Source organism: Arthrobacter sp. ov407 (assembly GCF_900102895.1).
GTDB lineage: Bacteria > Actinomycetota > Actinomycetes > Actinomycetales > Micrococcaceae > Arthrobacter.
This window is the reverse complement of record NZ_FNGD01000015.1, coordinates 65686-86391: the sequence shown is the minus strand read 5'-3', so window position 1 is coordinate 86391 and position 20706 is coordinate 65686. Positions and strand designations below refer to the sequence as shown.

Annotated in this window: 21 protein-coding genes; 9 read left to right on the top strand and 12 right to left on the bottom strand. The window is 67.5% G+C overall.

All coding sequences use genetic code 11. The features are described 5' to 3' along the window. Positions 1-373: 373 nt before the first annotated feature. Positions 374-1282, bottom strand: a complete 909-nt coding sequence (locus tag BLS42_RS17550; RefSeq protein WP_090583479.1) for an SRPBCC family protein — start codon at positions 1280-1282, stop codon at positions 374-376. A gap of 339 nt (positions 1283-1621) precedes the next feature. On the opposite strand from BLS42_RS17550, the gene BLS42_RS17545 reads away from it, so the two are divergent. Then, positions 1622-2446 carry a sigma-70 family RNA polymerase sigma factor gene (locus BLS42_RS17545; RefSeq protein ID WP_090583477.1) on the top strand — a complete coding sequence of 275 codons (825 nt, stop codon included), beginning with the start codon at positions 1622-1624 and terminating at the stop codon, positions 2444-2446. On the opposite strand, the gene BLS42_RS17540 is transcribed toward BLS42_RS17545, so the two are convergent. Beyond that, positions 2404-3369: a glycosyltransferase family 9 protein gene (locus BLS42_RS17540; RefSeq protein WP_090583475.1), complete on the bottom strand. Its 966-nt coding sequence runs from the start codon at positions 3367-3369 to the stop codon at positions 2404-2406. The two genes, BLS42_RS17545 and BLS42_RS17540, sit on opposite strands and share 43 nt — an antisense overlap. An 83-nt stretch (positions 3370-3452) precedes the next feature. Between BLS42_RS17540 and BLS42_RS17535 the strand changes: the two genes are divergently transcribed. From BLS42_RS17535 to BLS42_RS17505, 7 genes are all read left to right on the top strand, one after another. Next, positions 3453-4007: a D-glycero-alpha-D-manno-heptose-1,7-bisphosphate 7-phosphatase gene (locus tag BLS42_RS17535; protein WP_090583472.1), complete on the top strand. Its 555-nt coding sequence runs from the start codon at positions 3453-3455 to the stop codon at positions 4005-4007. Next, positions 4004-5080, top strand: a complete 1077-nt coding sequence (locus tag BLS42_RS17530) for a glycosyltransferase family 9 protein (protein ID WP_090583470.1) — start codon at positions 4004-4006, stop codon at positions 5078-5080. The genes BLS42_RS17535 and BLS42_RS17530 overlap by 4 nt, the downstream gene beginning before the upstream one ends. Beyond that, positions 5077-6093: a glycosyltransferase gene (locus BLS42_RS17525; protein ID WP_090583468.1), complete on the top strand. Its 1017-nt coding sequence runs from the start codon at positions 5077-5079 to the stop codon at positions 6091-6093. Before BLS42_RS17530 ends, BLS42_RS17525 begins: the two co-directional genes overlap by 4 nt. Next, positions 6090-7346: a glycosyltransferase gene (locus BLS42_RS17520; protein ID WP_090583466.1), complete on the top strand. Its 1257-nt coding sequence runs from the start codon at positions 6090-6092 to the stop codon at positions 7344-7346. The genes BLS42_RS17525 and BLS42_RS17520 overlap by 4 nt, the downstream gene beginning before the upstream one ends. A gap of 113 nt (positions 7347-7459) precedes the next feature. Then, positions 7460-8056, top strand: coding sequence for a D-sedoheptulose-7-phosphate isomerase (locus BLS42_RS17515; RefSeq protein WP_371129611.1), 597 nt, complete (start codon positions 7460-7462; stop codon positions 8054-8056). After that, positions 8053-9453, top strand: coding sequence for a PfkB family carbohydrate kinase (locus BLS42_RS17510; RefSeq protein ID WP_090583462.1), 1401 nt, complete (start codon positions 8053-8055; stop codon positions 9451-9453). Before BLS42_RS17515 ends, BLS42_RS17510 begins: the two co-directional genes overlap by 4 nt. A 66-nt stretch (positions 9454-9519) precedes the next feature. Next, positions 9520-10218, top strand: coding sequence for an SDR family oxidoreductase (locus BLS42_RS17505; RefSeq protein ID WP_090583461.1), 699 nt, complete (start codon positions 9520-9522; stop codon positions 10216-10218). Here the strand turns inward: BLS42_RS17505 and BLS42_RS17500 are convergent. Then, entirely contained in the window at positions 10184-11329 is a 1146-nt protein-coding gene (locus tag BLS42_RS17500; protein WP_090583459.1) for a glycosyltransferase family 9 protein, read from the bottom strand. The genes BLS42_RS17505 and BLS42_RS17500 overlap by 35 nt on opposite strands. Before the next feature lie 448 nt (positions 11330-11777). Here BLS42_RS17500 and rfaE2 point away from each other — a divergent pair, with 448 nt between their 5' ends. Then, positions 11778-13325 carry a PfkB family carbohydrate kinase gene (rfaE2, locus tag BLS42_RS17495; RefSeq protein ID WP_256336540.1) on the top strand — a complete coding sequence of 516 codons (1548 nt, stop codon included), beginning with the start codon at positions 11778-11780 and terminating at the stop codon, positions 13323-13325. A 252-nt stretch (positions 13326-13577) separates the two neighbouring features. Here the strand turns inward: rfaE2 and BLS42_RS17490 are convergent, their stop codons facing one another. From BLS42_RS17490 to BLS42_RS17450, 9 genes are all read right to left on the bottom strand, one after another. Further along, positions 13578-13814 (bottom strand): zinc-ribbon domain-containing protein, encoded by a 237-nt coding sequence (locus BLS42_RS17490; RefSeq protein WP_371129608.1) that lies wholly within the window; start codon positions 13812-13814, stop codon positions 13578-13580. After that, on the bottom strand, positions 13811-14188 hold the full coding sequence (locus BLS42_RS17485) for a MarR family winged helix-turn-helix transcriptional regulator (protein ID WP_090583457.1): 378 nt from the start codon (positions 14186-14188) through the stop codon (positions 13811-13813). Before BLS42_RS17485 ends, BLS42_RS17490 begins: the two co-directional genes overlap by 4 nt. 98 nt (positions 14189-14286) lie before the next feature. Then, on the bottom strand, positions 14287-14862 hold the full coding sequence (locus tag BLS42_RS17480) for a DUF3618 domain-containing protein (RefSeq protein ID WP_090583455.1): 576 nt from the start codon (positions 14860-14862) through the stop codon (positions 14287-14289). After that, positions 14859-15269 carry a phage holin family protein gene (locus tag BLS42_RS17475; protein WP_090583453.1) on the bottom strand — a complete coding sequence of 137 codons (411 nt, stop codon included), beginning with the start codon at positions 15267-15269 and terminating at the stop codon, positions 14859-14861. Before BLS42_RS17475 ends, BLS42_RS17480 begins: the two co-directional genes overlap by 4 nt. A 17-nt stretch (positions 15270-15286) precedes the next feature. Then, a complete protein-coding gene (locus BLS42_RS17470) occupies positions 15287-16090 on the bottom strand; it encodes a hypothetical protein (RefSeq protein ID WP_090583452.1) in 804 nt (267 codons plus the stop codon). A gap of 251 nt (positions 16091-16341) precedes the next feature. Further along, entirely contained in the window at positions 16342-16581 is a 240-nt protein-coding gene (locus BLS42_RS17465; RefSeq protein ID WP_090583451.1) for a hypothetical protein, read from the bottom strand. A gap of 66 nt (positions 16582-16647) precedes the next feature. After that, the gene (locus tag BLS42_RS17460) at positions 16648-18084 is read right to left on the bottom strand and encodes a flotillin family protein (protein WP_090583449.1); all 1437 of its coding nucleotides are present in this window, start codon (positions 18082-18084) and stop codon (positions 16648-16650) included. A gap of 258 nt (positions 18085-18342) precedes the next feature. After that, positions 18343-19281 carry an HNH endonuclease gene (locus BLS42_RS17455; protein ID WP_090583447.1) on the bottom strand — a complete coding sequence of 313 codons (939 nt, stop codon included), beginning with the start codon at positions 19279-19281 and terminating at the stop codon, positions 18343-18345. A gap of 92 nt (positions 19282-19373) precedes the next feature. Beyond that, complete coding sequence (locus BLS42_RS17450) at positions 19374-20585, bottom strand: serine hydrolase domain-containing protein (RefSeq protein WP_090583445.1); 1212 nt, start codon at positions 20583-20585, stop codon at positions 19374-19376. Positions 20586-20706: the final 121 nt, after the last annotated feature.

Genomic DNA, 20706 nt, shown 5'->3' with positions numbered 1-20706 from the left:
GTTGACTCATGGAAAACCTCCGCGTAGCCGGATGCGTTGCGTCATTTCAAAAGCTCGGCGTAGCGGCGTGGTTGACGGTGTTGGCACCGCTTGGGAGCTATGCCCGTCTTCATGGAGCTAACGATCCTTCCTGATATCTGGGAGCCCTTGTTCATGAAGGGCGGTGGATGAGGAGACGATGGGCAGCGTCGGCGTCGTGAGAGCCGGGGCGCCCCATTCCGTGCCGGAATGGCCCGGAGAGCCGGGGCGCCCCATTCCGTGCCGGCCGGTCCGGTAAACGGGGCGCCCCGTCCTGCGAGGGGGGGGGGGGGGGGGGGGGGGGGGGGGGGGGGGGGGGGGGGGGGGGGGGGGGGGGGGGGGGGGGGGGGGGTGGTCAGTGCTGTCCGAGGCTTCCTCCGGTGGGTGGAACTGGGCCCCGTCCGGGTTCGTTTCGTGCCTGCCGGTCGGCGCCGCTGGCGGTGTCGCTCAGGGCCGTCCCGTCCGAATCTCCTTCGGTATCAATGAGGCCATTGGTCTGGTCGAAGGGCTTTGCTTCGGACCGGCCAACAGTCTGCTCGGACGCAGGAACCGCGCTCGGGTGTACGCCCTCACCGGGGAACACGCTGCCCGCGGTCCCGGTGGGCGGAACGGCTCCCGCCTCCCGGTATGGCGTGGCCTGAGCCGGCGCGTCTCCGCCGGACGCCTTGTTGCCTGCCGCTGCCGCGACGCCCGCCGCGGCCGCGGCGGCTAGCCCGACTCCGGCAATAAGCTTGCCCGAGACCCCGGCTTTGCCGCTGTCCCCCCGTGACCCAGCTGCCTCATCAACGCCTGGCGTGCCAACGGATGCACCTTCGCTGACGGAACCGCGCCAGGCCCCGGTCGCGTAGCCCTCGTCTTCAATGAAGGCCTTGAACCGGTTTAGGTCACTCTCGGCTTGCCTCTCTACGATGTTCAGCTTGTCGCCGACCTTTTCCACCATCCCTTCGGGCTCATATTCCAGGGACAGCTGTACGGATGTCTGCCCGCCGCCGAGGTCTTCGAACGTTACGGACCCGGCGTTGGTTGCGCCCTCTGTGGCAGCCCATGCGACCTTCCGGTCCGGTGTCTGTTCGAGGATTCGGGCCTGCCATTGCCTGCGCACCCCGCCGATTTCTGCAACCCACTCGAGCCGGTCGTCACTGAGTTGTTTGACGCTCTTCACCCCGCCCATAAAGTGGGGAAATTCCTCGAACTGGGTCCACTGGTTGTAGGCCACGCTCACGGGAACGTTGACCAGAACTCGCTTTTCAACCTTGGTGCTCACGGTGTCTCCTTCGATGGGATTTGGGGAACTGACGAGAAGAGAGAATCAATCATCAGTATGCTTACTATAACTTTTGGGATGCACCGAGGCCAGAGGGCATTCGCGCCCGTCCTCCGGATACAAATCGGACTGCGAGCCCGATGCCGCACGTTCCCGCTGTCTGCCAGACACTTCCCCGGGGTGCGGATTACCCGTCCGAATACCTGTGTTTACCGCCATGAGCGGCTTGGATCGGCGGCGATCTCACCAGCCATTGTTTAATAAGCAAGCTTATGGTTTTCTACTGCTAGGTCTTGCCGCAGGCTTTTGAACGACTCGGGTTCAGAGGAACGAACGACTATGGCAGAACTCCAGCGCCCGCCATCATGGACGCCCCATGTCCCGGCCGAGTCCGGGCAGTCCACCGCGACGGGGCGGGCTCCCACAGGTAAAATCCGGGAGGCCTTTGAGGCCCAGCTGGTCCTTGACCATCTGGAGCTGGCGGAAGCCTTGGCCTTTCGGTTCACGGGGCCGGGCCGGGAACGCGAGGATCTGAACCAGGTTGCCTATCTGGGACTGGTCAAAGCCGCGCGGGGTTTTGACCAGTCCAGGGGAGCAAGCTTCGCAGCCTACGCTGCTCCTACGGTGACGGGCGAGCTTAAGCGCTATCTGCGCGATCGTTGCTGGGTCGTCAGGCCACCGCGGAGGATCCAAGACCTGCGAACGGAGATTCTGCGGTCCGAACCGGAGCTGACCCAGACCCTAGGACATCGGCCGACTCCCGGTCAGCTGGCGGAGCACCTGGGAGTCTCCGGCTCCACCGTCCGCGAGGCGTTGGCCGCGGCATCGAGCATGCGGCCGGATTCCCTCGACGTCGTTGACGATCATGGTGGCGGCCCACACCTGGCGGATGCGCTGTCCACACGGGAGTTGCCACTGGAACGACTGGAGGAACTCCTGTGCCTTAACCAGGCTATCGGCGAGTTGTCCGAGCAGGACCGGGAACTGCTGTACCGCCGCTATTTCTGTGAAGAAAGTCAGACCGAACTTGGCAGGCGCTTCGGCGTTTCACAGATGCAGATCTCCCGCCGGCTGTCCAAGGTGTTGGTGCGACTGCAGCAACTGCTCGCCGGCGCCGACTCTCAGAGCAATCCCAGAGCTCGGACGGCGTCCAAGACCTCTTGAGCCCGGACACCCAGCAGGGCCGGATCCGGGTCCCCGGCAAACGCGTCGCCCCGGCGCAGTCCCGCCTTGGTCAAAACTATGTGCGGCCCCGGTGGAGGGCCCCAGCGCTCGAGTCGGGCCGGTCCGAAGAGCACCACGGAAGGGCGGCGGTAGGCCGCAGCCAGATGGGCCGCCCCGGTGTCGCCCGAGACCACCAGCCGGGCGTCCGCCATGAGGGCAATAAATTCGCCAAGGGAGAGCCTGCCGGCAAGTACAGCTTCCGTCGGGAGGCCGGCCTGTGCGGCCACGGCCAGGGCGCGCGCCCGTTCAGCAGCGCTGCCGGTAACGACGACACGGTGCCCGGATTGCGCCAGACGCTCAGCCACTTCAGCGAACCGGCTCTCCGGCCAGAGCCTGCTGGCGAAGGCTGCGCCCGCATGGACGGCTGTCGCATCTGGCCACTGTGTGCGGACGGGGGGTGGTTTCAACCGGACGTCGTCGGGATCCGCGGCGATGCCGTGCCATTGGAGGAGCCGTGTCCAGCGCCGACGCTCGTGAATGTCCTCGACCCACCCGGGACCGTCCGAATTGTTCGAGGCATGCGAGATCACTTGCCGGGCGCCGACTGCCTCAATCCGTAACTGGCTTTCCGGACCCCGGCCGTGCAGGTTCACCGCAATATCCACAGTGCCCCGTTCCACTGCTAACGGTTCTGACAGGCCCGGGACCGGCAGGAGGTCATAGCCGCCAACAAGGCAGACGGCGTCCCGAAGCCAGGCCGGCGCCGCGTAGACAAGGAGATGATCCGGAAAGGCGCGCCGCAACGCGTGCAACGCGGGCACCGCAACGAGCAGATCGCCCAGCTGGAGCGCACGCAACACCAGCAGCAGCGGCCTGCCGTCACGCCCGGACACCGAGAGGCCAGCGGCGTCATTTCCAAGCATCGGTTATCTCCTTTTCGAGGAGTGTAGCCCCGAGCGCGGAAGGGGCGCGTTTAGCCCGGGTCCGAACGGGGAACGGGGTGGGTATGGGAAGTTCCGGCACGCCGCAACCGCGGGCCGTCCTCTTTGACCGGGACGGAACGCTGATCTATGACGTGCCGTACAACGCGGATCCGGCCCGGGTGCGGCCAATGCCCCATTCCCGTGAGTCGCTGCAGCGGCTGAGGAGCCGCGGAATTCCGATAGGGGTGCTGAGCAACCAGTCGGGGATAGGCCGGGGGATTCTCACCGCTGCTGAGGTGGACGCCGTCAACGGCCGGATCGATCAGCTGTTGGGCCCCTTCGACCTCTGGGTCATCTGTCCGCACATTCCAGCGGACCGCTGCCCGTGCCGGAAGCCGGCGCCGGGCATGGTCCTGAAAGCCTGCAGAAGTTTGGGGGTTTCTCCGGCAGAGACCGCGCTTATCGGCGACATCGGAAGTGACATGGAAGCGGCGCGAGCCTCGGGTGCGCGCGGCATTCTGGTACCCACCCCGGTAACCCGTGCGGCAGAAGTGGAAGCGGCGGTTGAAGTGGCGGCGGACCTGGCAGCTGCTGTGGATCTACTTCTGAAGGCGGCAGCCGGGAAGTCGGAGCCATGACTCGGGTCCTGGTAGCCCGGCTGGACAGCGTCGGCGACGTCCTGCTGGCAGGTCCGGCCATCCGCGCTGTTGCCCATGGCGGCCGGCCTGACGGGGGTGACCCCAACGACGTCGTCGTGCTGTGCGGGCCACAGGGGGAACCGGCTGCATCGCTCCTCCCGGGCGTGTCCGAAATCTATAGCTGGAGTTGTCCCTGGATCGCGAAGCCAGCACCGCGGGTGGAAAAGGGTCAGGTGGACGCGTTGACAGCGTTCGTCGCTGATTCGCGGATCTCGGAAGCGGTCATCCTGACGTCCTTCCACCAGTCACCGCTGCCCCTGGCACTCCTGCTGCGGCTTGCCGGCGTCGGCCGCATTACCGGTGCGTCCACAGACTATGCGGGCAGCCTCCTGGACGTCCGCCTGCGGCCTGGCGAGGACTTTCCTGAGGACCAGCCGGAATCGGAACGGGGCCTCGGGATCGCACGGGCGGCCGGCTTCACCCTCCCTGCCGGGGACGACGGCAGGCTCCGCGTTGAAGGGTATCCGGACGTGAGGGACCTGGTGGGGGAGGAACCCTACATCGTGGTCCATCCCGGGGCCTCGGCGCCCGCCCGCGCCTGGCCAGCGCTGCACCATGCGGCGGCGGCGGAACTACTCGAGGGCGCCGGGTACCGGGTGGTGGTGACCGGCGGCCCCGCTGAAACGAAGCTCACCGCCACGGTCGCGGGGCCTTCCGCGGTGGATTTGGGCGGCCGGACCGACCTGAAGACCCTGGCCGGCGTCCTTGCCCGGGCCAGCGTGCTGGTCACGGGCAACACGGGCCCGGCGCATCTGGCAGCCGCGCTCGGCACGCCGGTAGCGTGCCTGTTCTCTCCGGTCGTTCCTGCCATCCGCTGGGCACCGTACGGCGTCCCGCTTGAGATCCTGGGCGACCAGGACGCGCCGTGCAAGTTGAGCCGTGCCACCGAGTGCCCGGTCCCCGGCCATCCCTGCCTGGCCTCGGTTGCGCCTGAGCAGCTCGTGGAAGCCGTGGAACGGCTACTTGGCGGAGTGTCATCATTGTCCACGCGGCGAAGGGTGCGGCACCCATGAGAGTCCTGTTCTGGCATGTCCACGGGGGCTGGACGGATGCCTTCGTCCGCGGTCCCCATGAGTATCTCCTGCCGGTGCTTCCCGAGCGCGGGGCGTGGGGGCTGGGCCGTGGAGGCCGGGACTGGCCCGAATCAGTCCGGGAAGTTGCCCTCGAAGCACTCGATCCCGGCAGCGTGGACGCTGTCATCCTGCAACGGCCGGAGGAGCTGACGGAAGTGGGACGCGCACTGGGCCGGATCCCTGGCAAGGACCTCCCCGCTGTATTTCTGGAGCACAACACCCCCAAGGGCGACGTGCCCTACTCGGTGCATCCGTTCGCAGACCAACACGTCATCCCGCTGGTCCACGTCACCTACTTCAATCAGCTGTTCTGGGACAACGGCTCGGCCCCGACGATCGTCATCGAACACGGCATCCCGGATCCGGGGCACCTCTACAGCGGTGAGGTCCCGGAGCTCGCCGCCGTGGTCAACGAGCCCGTCCGGCGGGGCCGGGTCACGGGCACTGACCTGCTGGGCCGTTTCGCCGCTGCGGCGCCCCTCCGGGTCTTCGGCATGGGCGGAGCAGGGCTGCCGGAGGCTACCGGGCTGCCGGCGACGAAATTGACGGTCTGCGGAGACCTGCGAACCGCATCCCTGCACCGCGAACTCGCTCGCTGCAGGGTCTATCTCCACCCGGTACGGTGGACCTCCCTGGGCCTGGCACTCCTGGAGGCAATGCACCTCGGGATGCCGGTCGTGGTGCTGGGCACCACCGAAGCGGCACGCGCCGTTCCACCCGAGGCCGGAGCAATCTCCACGAATGTCGACGACCTCGTGCGCGCCGCCGGCCAGCTTGTCCGGGACCCCGCGGAGGCCCGGCGGCGGGGAGGCGTGGCCCGGGAGGCGGTGCTGGAACGCTTCGGCCTTGAGACCTTCCTCCGCGCCTGGAACGAGCTGCTCGACGACCTTACTTCGCCGCGCTTCCGGACGGGGCGGATTCTGATTTCAACGCACGAAGGGAAGGGCCAGTGAAAATCTCCATGGTTTCGGAACACGCCAGTCCGCTGGCAGCACTCGGCGGGGTCGATGCCGGCGGCCAAAACGTCCATGTGGCCGCGCTGTCCGAGTCCCTGGCCCGACGCGGGCACCAAATCACGGTGTACACCCGACGGGACTCGGCCGATCTGCCCGGGCGGGTCCGGATCCTGCCGGATCTGGAGGTCGTCCACGTCGACGCCGGGCCCGCTCGCCGTCTGCCCAAAGACGAACTTCTACCGTTCATGGGCCAGTTGGCGGACGGTATTTCCCGAGACTGGGGCAGACACCCACCGGACGTCGTCCACGGGCATTTCTGGATGTCCGGGCTGGCCGCGCTCGACGCGGCACGGCGCGGGTCGATCGGCGTCCACGTCCCGGTAGTCCAGACTTTCCACGCGCTGGGCCCTGTCAAACGCCGGCATCAGGGAGCACAGGACACCAGCCCGCTCGAAAGGCAGTGGCTTGAGCCGTCTGTGGCACGCTCGGTGGACCGCATTATTGCCACCTGCTCCGACGAGGTATTCGAACTCAGTGCCATGGGGATCGACACCGCCAGAATCTCTGTCGCGCCGTGCGGCGTGGATGTTCAGCTGTTCGCCGGCGACGCGGCCGCCGAGCCCCGCAGCAGCGCCCACCGTATCCTCTCCGTGGGGCGGCTGGTTCCACGGAAAGGCGTCGATTTGGTCATTAGGGCCTTGCCCCTGCTTCGGGAAGCAGGTTTCGCCGACGTCGAACTCCTCATAGTCGGTGGCGGTGACGCTGCCGCCCTCGGGGATGACGACGAAGCACGCCGGCTGTCCGATGTCGCCACGGAACTCGGAGTCCGGGACCAGGTCACGTTCCGCGGGCAGGTGCCGCGCGGCGCCATGCCCGGCATCTTCCGCAGCGCCGACGCCGTGGTGTGCACCCCCTGGTACGAACCCTTCGGGATCGTGCCGCTGGAGGCAATGGCGTGCGGCGTTCCGGTGGTGGCCGCAGCCGTCGGCGGACTGCGGGACACCGTGGTGGATCACGGCACCGGACTGCACGTGCCTCCGAAGGACCCGGTGGCCCTCTCCGCAGCCCTCGCTACCTTGCTGGGTGACGCCGGGCTGCGCCGCAAACTGGGGCTAGCCGGCCAGGAGCGCGCGCGGGCCCGCTATTCCTGGGACCGTGTGGCCGCCGAAACCGAAAGGGCATATCTGCGTACCCTGGCCGCCTGCGCTGATCCCCGGCGGCTGGACCCTGTTGAAGGAGCGGCGCTGTGACCGCGGAGTGGTCCCTGGGCGCGGCAGATCGTCCCCTTCTGCTGCTGCGCGAACAGGGTGTGAATGAGAAGAATGCTGGCCGTGCGGGTTCTCCCTTCGCCCGGCCCGGGTCGGTGGCAGCCGTCCGATCGCACCTGGACAACGTCCTCCCGGCGCTCGAGTCGCTGCGGAGCCAGTCGTCCCTGTTGGCGGCATGGGGGGAGGAACTGGCGCGCCGGCTGGCGCGGGGAGCCAGGCTGCTCGCTGCCGGCAACGGGGGGTCTGCCGCAGAGGCCCAGCATCTGACGGCGGAGCTGGTGGGACGGTTCGACGGCGAACGGATGCCGTTCTCGGCAATCTCGCTTCATGCCGAGACCTCGGCCGTGACCGCTATCGCCAACGACTACGGGTTCGAGGAGCTTTTCGCCCGTCAGGTGCGGGCGCACGCCCGCGCCGGGGACGTCCTGATGCTGCTGTCCACCAGCGGGAGGAGCGCGAACCTGCTCCGGGCGGTGGAGGCCGCATCAGGGCTGGGCGTCACCACCTGGGCGCTGACCGGCCCCGGCCCGAACCCTCTGGCCCTGAACTGTGATGAAGCCGTAACGATCGATAGTCCCGCGGCCAGTGCCCAGGAGTGCCATCTGATTGCGTTGCATGCCATCTGCCGCGCCTTCGACGCCGAGATCCTGCGGCATGGTCCACTGGAAACCCCGCCCGGGGCCGGGTCATGAACATCGTTGTCGTCGGCGATGTCCTGCTGGACGTTGACGTTGACGGGGTGGCCACGAGGCTGTGCCCGGATGCACCGGTGCCGGTGGTTGACGTATCCGGCGCCCGCCAACGTGCGGGTGGCGCAGGTCTGGTCGCCACAATGCTCGCCGGGGAGGGGCACCACGTAATTCTGGTGACGGTACTCGGAACGGACGAGGCCTCCACTCGGCTTGAAGGGCAACTGGCCGGCGTCACGGTTGTCGCTGGCCCATCGGGCGCCCCCACCCCGGTCAAAACCAGGGTCCGCGCCGGCGGCCACCCGCTTGTCCGGTTCGATGAAGGCTGCCAGCGCCCTCCGGTCCCCGCCGTGACGCCGGCAATGCTGCAGGCACTGGAGGGCGCGGCCGCCATTGTGGTGGCCGATTACGGCCGAGGCCTGACGGCCAACCCGTCCCTTCGCGCGGCGCTGACCCGACTAGCAGGTCGCGTTCCCATCATCTGGGATCCGCATCCGGCCGGCGCAATGCCAGTCGCGGGCGTCGACGTCGTGACGCCCAATTGGTCCGAAGCCCGCGCCGCTGCTGCGGTCATGTCCACAGCTGCACCATCTGCCGACGACCCAGGAGAGCTGGCCCGGACACTGATGAGTCTCTGGCATAGCAACGCCGTGCTCGTGACCCAGGGCGAGCACGGGGCGACCCTGGTCCGCGATTCCGCTTCGGCCGCGCTCCACATTGCGGCGCCGAAGACCGTCGTGGCCGATCCCTGCGGTGCCGGCGACAGGCTCGCCGCCAGCCTCGCCGCCCAGCTGGCGGCAGGCCATGACCTGACGGAATCGTCCCCCGTTGCCGTCCGTGACGCGGCGTCGTTCCTGGCCGGCGGCGGCGTGGAGACGCTGAAGGGCCCACCCCTGCCGGTGCCCCATTCCGGACACAGCACCGGCCGGAGGGGCGGCGGTTCCGGCAGCGACGCGGCGGCCCTGGCCCGCCGGGTGCGACGCGCCGGCGGAACCGTGGTGGCGACCGGAGGTTGCTTCGATCTGCTCCATGCCGGCCACGCACGGTCCCTCGCCGCCGCCAGGGACCTTGGCGATTGCTTGATCGTGTGCCTGAATTCCGATGCGTCCGTCCGGCGCCTCAAGGGGGCGTCCCGTCCCATCATCAATCAGCTGGACCGGGTGGAACTGTTGCTGGCCCTTGGGTGCGTCGACGCCGTCCTCGTCTTCGACGAAGACACCCCGGAAAAATGCCTGAACATGCTGCGTCCCGACATCTGGGTGAAGGGAGGGGACTACGACGTCCGGGAATTGCCCGAAACACCTTTGGTGGAGAGCTGGGGCGGCCGCTGCCTCACGGTCCCGTACCATCCGGCGCGCTCCACGACTCACCTCGCCGATGCCTTGGCCCGCGTCGGCTGACCCGCCTCCCACCTCCCAACCCAGGCCGGCGCGCCCCACGACCGGCAGCAAAGCGAAAGGAACATCATGACCTACGAGATGCAAACCGGCAGGGTGCTGGTCACCGGAGGCGCCTCCGGACTCGGTGCCGCCGTTGTCGACGCAGTGCTGCAGGCCGGCGGAACGCCCATAGTGCTGGACCGCGACATCCGGACCGTGTCGGCGGCGAAGGCTATCGAGGTGGACGTCGCGAACCGGACAGCCGTCAGTGAGGCGGTCACCCAGGCCGCCGAATCCCTGGGTGGCCTGGACGCAGTGGTCACCGCCGCCGGCATTGACCGCTGCGGAAAGCTGGAGGAAGTCCCGGCCGACGACTGGGAACAGGTCATCTTCGTCAATCTCCTGGGCACGGTGTCCGTGGTCCGGGCGGCGCTGCCCTATCTGAAGGCATCACATGGACGGGTGGTCACGGTAGCCTCGACCCTCGGAAAGAGGGCACTGCCGGAGGCATCCGCGTACTGCGCCTCAAAGTTCGGTGTGGTGGGGTTCAGTCACGCCCTGGCGGCGGAAACTGGCGGAGAAATCGGTGTTACCACGCTGATTCCAGGGGGGATGAAGACCAAGTTCTTCGACGGCCGGCCCGAGCAGTACAGGCCGCAGGATGATTCCAAACTCAACGACCCCGCCAATGTGGCCCAGGCTGTCCTCTTCGTGCTCTCCCAGCCCCCGGCATGTGTTGTCCGCGAGTTGCTTATCTGCCCCGCGGAAGAGGGCTCCTGGCCGTAAACATCCGCGCGTCCTGATAGACGGCTTCCACGCTGATGCCTGCCACGAGCGTGCTCTCATGCGGGCAACGCGGGGCCGTCCAGCCGACCTGGGTGACGTCAGCACCGCACTCGGGGCAGTGCGTCAGCCAAGACACGTGTACCCGGTGCCGGCTACGGCCGAGCGGGCCCGCGTTGATGACGTTCCCGGCCCAGTAAAGGCCCACTGTCGGAGTACCCAGCGCCTGTGCCAGGTGCCGCGGACCGCTGTCGTTGCCCACCAGGACCGACGCGGCGGCCAGTAACGCCGCCAGCCCTCCGAGCGCCAGCTCACCGGCCAGCGAGGTGACCCGTGCCGAGGATGCAGCCTCCACTACTGCCGTGGCCAGGTCTTCGTCGTCCCGGGTGCCTACTACGAGCACGCGCGAACCGTCCGCCGCGCAGGCCGCCGCCACCTCGCCAAAGTTTTGCGCCGGCCAGCGGCGACGCGGGTCCGTCGCACCGGGGTGGATCACCACGACGGAGGACTCGCCCCGCAAGAGAGGTCCCAGCCCTGCGGTGTAGCGGCCCAAGGGCCGGAGTCGAGCCTCCAGCCCGACCGGGGGAGCACCGGCAAGTCCGGCAACTTCAAGGGCACGGAGCGGTTCGTGCTGGTAGTAGGCATAGGGCAGGTTCCGCTCCAGCCGGGCAGCATCTGGGGTCCGGGCGCCCACGGAATGCCGGGCGTCCAGGCGCAGGAGGAAGGGATTGGAGAAGCGCCCCCCGCCGTGCAGCTGCACAGCGAGGTCGAGACGTGCCTGTCTCATCTGGGCGAAAAAGGCCTCCAGGGCTTCGGGGACTTCCCGGCCCGGCCGGACGCCCTCCGCGAACGGCAGGATGCGGACGTCGTAGCCCGGGCCCGCGGTGCTGCCCACCAGTTCCTGGTGGACGGGGGTTCCCAGGACTGTGATCGAGGCATCAGGGTAGGCGGCCCGGAGAGCAGCGACGGCAGGCAGTGCAAACAGGAGGTCGCCCAGCCCACCCCCGCGCAGCACCGCGATCCGTCTGACACGATCGAACTTCTCCAACACCGGTCCGACACCCCACCCGACCACGTCAGCGTTTCCGGATTCTCCCGGGCCGAATTCCGCCATCAGGTCCTCCCGTGTCCGTACCTTGGCCCGGTGTCCTCACGGTGAGCCGCCGGTCTGGCGGCCTGTCGGCCGACCGTGCGGCCACCATAGTTCCCCTCCGGGGCCGTTGGCTACCCCGCCCGCCGTCGATTATCCGCCGGGCGCCGGGAACACTTCCGCCGCAAGCGAGGGGTGTAAACCTGCCCCCACCGGGGTAAGTGATGGGTCATAGGAGGGTCCGTGAAAAGCCCGTGAGCATTCCGGCAGCCGCTCGGGACCTCCCCAAGAGCTACGGAAGGAGACTCGTGTCTGCGACTGTCCACCCCGCACGCAACAGATCCAAGGAGCTGATCGCCATCCGCGTTCCACAAACGGCGGAACCCGTGGGCAGTCTCCAGGTAGTTCCGCCCGTGGGCCACGTGAAGGAGCACGCAGTGATGGGACGCGCCCCCGGTGGAAGTCGGCAACCGTGACCACGCCCCCGGACGGGCAGAACACCCCCGACGGCGGGAACCTGGCGGAGCAGCGTGGCTTGGAAGAGTGGCTTCCCAGACGGCTGTCCGCGATCGGCCCAGCGGTCACCGTCATCGGAGACGCAATGCTGGACGGCTGGTGGAGTGGCACGATCGAAAGGCTCTGCCGAGAAGCGCCGGCCCCGGTGGTCGACATAGGCCAGCGCAGTTTCGCCCCGGGGGGCGCCGCGAACACCGCAGTGAACCTGGCCGCGCTCGGGGCCCAGGTGCGCCTCGTCGGCGTCGTGGGTTGCGACGGGGCAGGTGCGGAACTGCTGCGACAACTGGAGGCGGCCGGAGTGGACACCGCACACGTCGGCCGGGTCCCGGGCCTGACCACCACCACGAAGACGCGGATCAGCAGCGGCGGCCAGTTGCTGCTGCGCTTCGATGAGGTCGCAGCTGGGATCCCGGTGGCGGCCCTCACCGCCTCGGCAATGTCCTTGCCCGACGTTCTCCGGAACCAGGACGCCGTCGTGATCTGCGACTATGGTGCCGGGTTCCTTGGCGGGCAGGTGAAAAGCACCCTCCTCGCAGCGCTCGCAGGGCGCCCGGCGTCCTTGCTGACGGTCGTCGATGCCCACGATCCCCGGCCCTGGGCCGCTCTTAGTCCGGACCTGGCCACGCCGAATGCACCGGAGGCCGCCGAACTGCTTGGCCTCAAGTTCTCGGCAAGCGCCGGGCGTCCCGCCGTCGTCGTCGGCCACCGCCAAGAGCTGCTCGACGCAACCGGGGCAGCTGCCGTGGTGGTGACACTGGACCGTGAAGGTTCAATCCTGCTGCCGGCGTCTGGTGACGTCCACCGAACATGGGCCAAGCCCGTCGCGGAGAAGCAGGCTTCCGGGGCCGGGGATACCTTCGTGGCTGCGCTGACCCTGGCCCGGGCCGCCTCATTGCCCCTGACGACGAGCGTGGACCTCGCCCAGGCGGCAGCGGACATTGTGGTCCGCCGGGCGGGTACGTCGGTGTGCAGCACCGAGGATCTCTGCCGCCACCTGGCCAGCTTCGCCGACACTGCACTCGATGCCGGGGAACTCACCCGGCAGATCAGCCGCCACCGGGCCGCCGGGCAGAGGATTGTGCTCACCAACGGCTGCTTCGATGTCCTGCACCGCGGCCACACCCGGTATCTCAACCAAGCCAAGCAGCTGGGGGACATTCTGGTGGTGGCATTAAACAGCGATGATTCCGTCCGAGCGTTGAAAGGCCAGGACCGGCCGATAAACACCGTCGCGGACCGGGCCGCCGTGGTCGCCGCACTGAGCTGCGTGGACTATGTCACCGTGTTCGACACGCCCACCCCGGTGCCACTCATCGAGGAGCTCCGCCCGGAGATCTACGCCAAGGGCGGTGACTACTCTCCGGAGATGCTCATTGAATCCCAAGCCGTGGAACGGTACGGGGGAACGGTGGCAATTCTGGACTACGTGGCCGATGTGTCCACTACAGCCGTCGTGAAGCGCATCCGCCACGGCGAGGGCGCTGTCCCCGCCGAATCACCGTGAGCACAGGGCCCTGTTACTACGGCGATGACGCCGGTCCCGGTGAGGAAAGCCTCCGCGCGAGTCCAGGACTCAAGCGCGGAGGCTGCCGGCTCTCCACGCTGGGGGGACTGGAGAGCCGACACAAGTCTACTAGGCGAAGGGGCCGGATAAGCGTGAGGGGGAGCTGCGTGAAGCATCTCTGAGCTCGGCGTCAGGAGCCACCCCGAGAGGTTCTGGTCGGGGCCGCTTCCCTGGAGGGGGATCGTCCATTCCTCACCGGACCAGGACCTTATTGCGGGACTTGATTGCCGAGGTTTGCCCGCAGCTTGAGCAAGTGATGCGGTAGGTCTTGGACGTGGTGAAGAGCGGAACGAGGAACAGTGTGAATTTGGTGGCGTGTTCCTGGAGGCGATGGTGAACCAGCCGGTGGCAGTACTGGCACGTTGCCGCACGTCCGGGCAGGTCGCGCAGGACGGACTTGAGGCCGAAAAGCAGTAACACAGTGATCACCGTTCATACTTTTTGAGTTCACCAATGAAGTTTTCCAGTTGGCGGTGCAGCGCCCCCTCGGACCCTGTTCCTGTTGGCGGCAGTCCGTCCACGAGGCCTTCGGCCGACTCGAGGACGCTGCGCCCGCGTTGGGTGAGCCGGACCTCGGCGTTGCGGCGGTCGTCACCGCGTTCTCTGGTCAGGAAGCCGAGGCCCTGAAGCCGATGGATGACTCTACCCAAGCTCTGTTGACTCACGCAGAGCAGCGGGGCCAGGTCGGAGACAGTAACTGGTTCGTGGTCCGCGACTGACGCCAGCGCGTCGAGCGCCCCTTGGGTCAGGCCCAGAGGTGTGAGGCTGCGGTCGATCTGCCGTTTGTCCAGACGCGCCGCCATGCTGAGGAGTCGGTGCGTAGCCCAGTCGTCTTGTTCCGCCGGGCGGACCGGTCCCCGGCGGCGTGCTACGCCGCCGGGCTCCGGCTCGGCCGGGCGGCTCACGCGTTTTGGACGCGGTCTTTGGCGTCCGCGGCACTGTCCTTGACGTCGGAAACGGCGGCCTGTCCTTCCTCCTTGACGTTCTCCACGGCGTCGGCAGCAGTGGTCTTGACGTTTTCCATGGCTTCCTGGGCGGGTTCCTGCAAGCCTTGGGCGACGTCTTGAGCGGCTTCCGTCAGCTGGGTGGTGACCGGCTCCGCGGCGCTCTTGAGGGCCTCGGCTGCTTCGCGTTCTTTGGCGCTCGGCGGAATCAGAGAGGAGACGAGCAGGCCCGCACCGAAGGCAATCAGACCGGCAGCGAGGGGGTTCCCCTGCGTCTTGACCGCTACCTTGTGGGGTGCGTCGCCGACGGCGGAGCCGGCATCAGCAATCGTCGCTCCGACGCTGCCGGTGGCCTCGTCGGCTGTACCCATGATTTTGTCCTTGACACCTGTGGCGGCGTCTTTGACCTTGTCGGTCTGCCGGTGGACGATATTGGACGGGGTCACTTTGTCGGCGACGGCGTCCACGTCAGTGCCAAGGCGGGCGCGGGTTGCTTCGATGTCTGCGCGGATGGCGTCAGGGTTTTCACTCATCGGTGGTCCTCATTCGGTTTCAGGGTGGGTGGGATTTCCTGGAGTGTTTCGGCGGTCTGGGGCATGCCCTCGACCGTTTTGAGTTCCTTGCGGCCCCTGGCGGCGAGGATGGCCGCGACGACGCCCCACAGGAGGGCGACAATGACCGCGGACCAGACAAAGCCGGTCCACTCCATGCCGATGCCGTACCAGAGGGCGATCGAGAGGAAGAGGAGGACGAAGTGCCCGGCAACTCCGGCCCCGGCAAGCATGCCGCCGCCTCTGGCTGCCCGCGCAACGGATTGTTTGGCCTCGACCTTCGCGAGTTCAACTTCCTGGTGCATCAGCGTGGAGAGGTCACGGGTGACATCGCCCAGCAGGTCGCCCAAGGAATTAGCGTCCGCCTTAGCTTGCGCCGTGGGAGGCATCTCCGGTATCTCGCTGCTCACAGCGGCCGCCCTTCGCCATCGACATACGGATCATCAGGGTCGCGCAGTGGGAGACCAGCCGTGCCCGGACCGGAGAAGCCGGGCCGCGCGGGCTCTCCATCTATGGATTCGCCGACGACGGGTGCGGGCTCCCGGTAGATGGGCTCGCCAACGGCCGGCGTCATCATGCTGTCCGGTGCCGGGGGCCGCACGGGCTGAGGGGCAACGCCCGGTCCTATTGTCGAGGTCGTGCCCGGGACCCCGGCCTGGAGGCTTCGGCCCAGACGTCCGGCGATGACGCCGGCGCCCGCCGCGAGAAGCAGGAAGGCTGCCGGGCGCTGCCGGGCAAAGGACTTAACTTCGTCCACCAGCGAGCCAGGGTCCCTGTTTTCCAGCCATGAGGCGACCGACGCGGAGCGGTCCGCGGCCTGACGGATCAGGTCCGATGCAACGCTTTGCTGCTCCGGCGCCTCGGCCATGCTGCGAAGCTCTTCGGAGATCGCCCGGATCCCTCCGGCCGCCTTCTGCTGCTGTGCTCCCGCCTGACTGGAGAGGTCGGACCTCGCCTGCTCCAAGAGACCCCGGGCGCTGGTCTTCACCTCCGAGGCGACGTTGGCCACCTCTGTCTTGGCCGTCTCCGTAACGTGCTGGGCCGCGCCCGCGGCTTCGCCGGCGACGTTCGCTGCCTCGTCCTTGGCAGCCTCGGTCTTGCCTGAGGCAGCACCCTGCGTCGTGGCGGCAGCCGCCGCCGACCCGGTCGTGTCGTATGGTTCCGCGGGGTACGAATCGGATGTCTGCGGCCATGGGTTCTCGGTCATCATTGCTCTCTTCCTTACGGGTTAGCTGCTGCTGATGAACCAGCACACACAACAATAGTAAGCATGATTAGCATTCGACAGAAGGCCCTTTCTCAGTAGGTGCAGACTGCTCCAGCGGGCGGGCACTCTCGCGGGGCGATGCGCTCGAAGCGACCGGGGGATACGACCCGGTCCTGTTCGAAAACCCGGAGCTCATCCTCACCGTGACAGCCGCCGGATGGCGCGACCAACGTGCCCGGAGCCGTTCGTTGCGGTCAGTCGGCTTTGAGGACATCCGGAAGTTCGTCCACAAACACGGTCTGCGGCGGCTCAAAATAGATGACCAGGACCTGCTCGCCGACGGCGAAGACGCTGCTCTTGTCGAACGGGTGCGCATGGAACGCGCTGGTGCCGCCGCGGACGGGCAGCATGACCTCGCCGATGGTGCCCGGGCCGATCCGTCCCGTGACGCGCCCGATCTTTCCGGTCAGGCTCCGGTCAACATCCTTGTGCATCAGAATCCCCGTACATCTAGACCCCCGTGCATCAGAATCTCTGCGCTTCCGCGTGCATGGCGGGCACTACGCCCCCGGCGCCTTGGTGTCCCGTTTGGCGGCCTCCCGGCTGTTCTTGAGCGCGCCGGAGAGCGCCGGGAGGTAGTTGCCCACCTGTGCCATTATCCCGCCGATCATCTGGTTGACCCCTTCGCCGCCGTTGAGGACGGTCATCTGGCCGACGTGCGCAAACGGCTCGGCCGCCGCCGCCACGATCGCCGGCATGTTCTCGGCGAGCTGCTGGGAGATGACGGCGTCCTGGTTGGTTGCGAGCGCCTCGGCACGCGCCTTGATGCCCTCCGCCTCGGCCAGTGCCTTGGCCTTGATGGCGGAGGCGGCGGCATCGCCGCGCGCCTTCGTGGCGGCCGCCTCGGCCTCGCCGGTAACCTTGGTGGCCCCGGCTGCTGCCGCTGCCGCCGTCGCGTTCGCCTGGGCCTGCAGCTCGGTCCGGCGCGCATTGGCCTGGGCCTCGAGCTCGGTGCGCCGGGCCAACGCCTCTGCGGCGCTGATGTCGGCGGATTTCTGGCCCTCGGCGTCGGTGCGCTTGGCGTAGGCCCTCGCGTCGGCGGGCTTGCGGACGGTGGTCTGGAGCTTCTGCTCCTCCCGGTCGGCCTCGAGCTTGGCCACCTCGGTTTCCTGGACCACCACCTGCTGACGCGCCGAGGCATCGGCCAGCGGCCCGGCCTGAGCCGCGTTCGCCTTGGCACGCTCGGCATTGGCCTGCGCCACGGACTGCCGGATCGCAGACACACTCTGTGCGTCGGCAATCATGGCCTCAGCCTCCGCTTCCTTTTCCGCCGCCTCGCGATTCCGGGTGGCCTCCGCGATGCGGGCCTCCATCTTGACCATGGCGATGTGCGGCTTGGCAATGTTCTGGATGTAGCCGGTGGGGTCCTGCAGGTCCTTGATCTGCAGCGAATCGACCACCAGGCCCAGCTTCTCCATTTCGACGCCGCTGGCGCTGCGGACCTGGGAGGCCAGCTTGTCGCGCTCGCGGATGATTTCCTCGACCGTCATGCTGCCGATGATCGAGCGCAGGTGGCCTTCGAAGACGTTGTACACCTGGCTTTCCATCTTGGGCTGCTGGCCCAGGAACCGCCGTGCGGCGTTGGCAATGAACGGCGGGGCATCGCCGATCTTGTAGATGACCACGCCGTCGACAATCACCTGGATGCCCTGGGAGGTCACGCAGGAGACCTTAAGTTCGGTCTCATTCAGCGTCAGGGACAACGGCCGCACAGTCTGGAGGCCGGGCAACACCAGGGCCCCCTTACCCGTGACGATCTTGAAGTCCATCCCCTCCCGGGTTTCCAGCGTGCCGCGCGTCAACCCGGAGATGATGAGGGCCTCGTTCGGTTCCGCCACCTTCCACATCAGTTTTGTTGCCACCCAGATGACGCCGACGACGGCGACCGCCCCCAGGATGATCGAAATGAGCGTGTACAAAAATGACAAGTCCGGCATAACCAGGTCCCTTCACGGCGGTGGAAAAGGTATTAAGCAAAGCCCCAAACGATGCTGCTGGAAGTCCCCGGCCGGCCTGACGGCAGGAATTGCGGCGCCGCCCAGCCAGCCGTTGTACACAGTCTGTGGTGCTTCATGCCGGTAAGTCCAGCAATTCGACGGTGTCCGGGCATATGCCCAAGTCCCGCCGGTGCCTAAAGCCCCTGTTGGGGCGGCTGCCCGAAGTGAAAGCGTGGAAGAGCGTGTGAGCGTGGAGCGTTACTGCTGTTTGAGGATCCGCCGGGCGTCCTGCTGGGCCTGGAGCTCTTTCTGGGTCAATGCCTGCCCGGTCAGGTACCCGGCGGAGGCCATGGCCCGGCGCAGCTCCGCGACCGTGCGCGGCGTCGTCACCCCGAGGTGCGCCATGGCATGGCAGTTGGCGCAGAGCGGCACGAGGTCCGTGACGGGATCCAGTTCGTAGTCGCTGCCCAGTTGTGACACCGGGACCAGGTGATGCACCGGAACGAAATCCTTGCCGATGTCCCCGTAGGCGATTTCAAAGGAGAACCCGCACACGGCGCAGCTGGTCCCGTGATGGGCGATGCAGGCCCGCCTCGCGTCAGGACTGTGCTCATACCGGTTCACCTCGACCCGGCTGACCGCCGCCGCAGGGACGGTGCCGGGCACGGGCTGGGTGGGGTCGGCCCCCGACGGCGGGCCAAACTCCCGCCAGAGTCCGCGGAGCAGGGGCTCGACTGACGGCTCGACGGCCAGTGCGGGTCCGTTCAGCCCATCCCAGTCGAGGCCGGGCACGGTTTCCTGGAGGGCCGCGGCCGGGATCTGGTCCCCGGCGGGCAGGAGGGCGTCAAAGGCCACGCGGACGTAGAGCCGGGAACCGGCCGGTGCGGCGTTCGCGGCGTCGGGTGCTTGAAGACGGGGCGCGGGCCGCTCCGAGACGATGACGGCGTGGCCGATCAGGCCGCGCCCGTGGCGGCCCTGGAGCACGAGCCACGCGTCCGCTCCGGAGACGGCGGCGTCCGCCAGGCTGCTGGCGTCATCGGCCTCTGTGCCGGCCTCCCTGCCGAGCCCGGTGCCAAGCCCCGTGCCGACCTCCCAGCTGGCCAGGAACCGGCCGGTTTCGGCGACCTCCTCCAGTACTGCCGGGTAGGTCCAATCGTTCCATTCGTCCGGGTTCCAGACGAGGATGATGGCTGTCATCTGCCCATTGTCGCAGTGACTTTTGCCCGATTGTCACTTGTGATTGTCACTCGTAATTGTCACGCCTGATTCTCAAAGCGGCAGCCGCGGCGTTAGCCCAGACTTCCGGCGGCGTTGTTGAGAGGCCCTGTCGGCCCGGTCTGGCAGGTGGCGTTGAGGGTGTCCTCGGCGACGGATTCCATTTGGTGAAGGATGTGGGTGTCCCCGGGCTGGAGCGGTTCCGGCGGGTAGGCCACGGCCATGGTCAGCTGCCGGGTTCCGTCCGCGCTGGTCATGGTGATGGTGCCGTAGCCGGGCACGTCGCCGGGATGGCCGTAGTAGAAGTTGTTCGTGCAGAGGTCGTTCCAGCGGACCACGCCGAGCCCGTACCTGGCGTAGAGCGGGCTCTCCATTTGCGTGATCGTCTCCGGCTTGAGCAGCCGGTTCTGCAGCAATGCGCGGTAGAACGTATTCACGTCCGTCACGGAGGACACCATGCCGCCGGCGGCGTTGTCGATCTGCGCGGCCGGGTAGGTGACGTCGAGTTGTTTGCGGTCCAGCGCGATGTAGCCGTGGACCATGGACGTCGGCGGAGGCCCGGCCGCGGTCATCGAAGTTTCGCTCAGGCCAAGCGGCTTGATGATGTCGGTGCTGATCACCTCGCCGATCCGCCGGCCGGTCAGGTGCTCGACGATCAGCGCCAAGGCAATGTAGTTCGAGTTGGAGTACTCAAATCCCTGGGCCAGTTTGGCCTGCCACGATATCCGCCCCGCCATGGCCAGCAGGTCCGCCAGGCTCACCTTGGTAGTCAGGGCCTGCCGCACGGTGGCGGGATCGTACAGCGGCCCGTCGACGGACGGCATCCCGGAGCGGTGCTGCAGCAGTTGGCGGACGGTGACAGGTCCCGGCGGGTGCGTTACCTTGTTAAACTCCGGGAGGTAGGTGCTGACCGGCGCGTCCAGCTCCAGCCGGCCTTCCTCGGCCAGTTTGAGCACGCAGACCGCCACCATGGATTTGGTGATGCCGCCCACGTGCACAGGGTCCGTTATCTCGGCATGGAAATGGCTGGCCAGGTTTCGAACACCGTAGGCCGCGGACCACTCGTCCCCGCCCACACGGATCTGGATGAGGACGGCCGGGGCGCCGTCGTCAAGCAATCTTTTGCTGAAATCTTCTAGCATGGCCCGGTAGCCGGAACCGGGCGACACGGGCTGCACCGGCGGCTCGTGCCCGGGAGTGCACCCGCCCGTCGCGGCCGCGAGCACGACGGCGACGATCGCTGCCGTGAGCCGGCGGAACGATGCTCGAGTCCAGGCCACCGACATGATGGTCCTTCTTGCAGGTCGGGTTTGTGGTCGGCGTAGGAGGATGCCCCTGGCCGGGCACAGTCCTGACTCTTGTGATGCTCCTCAGGCAGATGGCAGGCGACTAGAGCCATAAGTCACG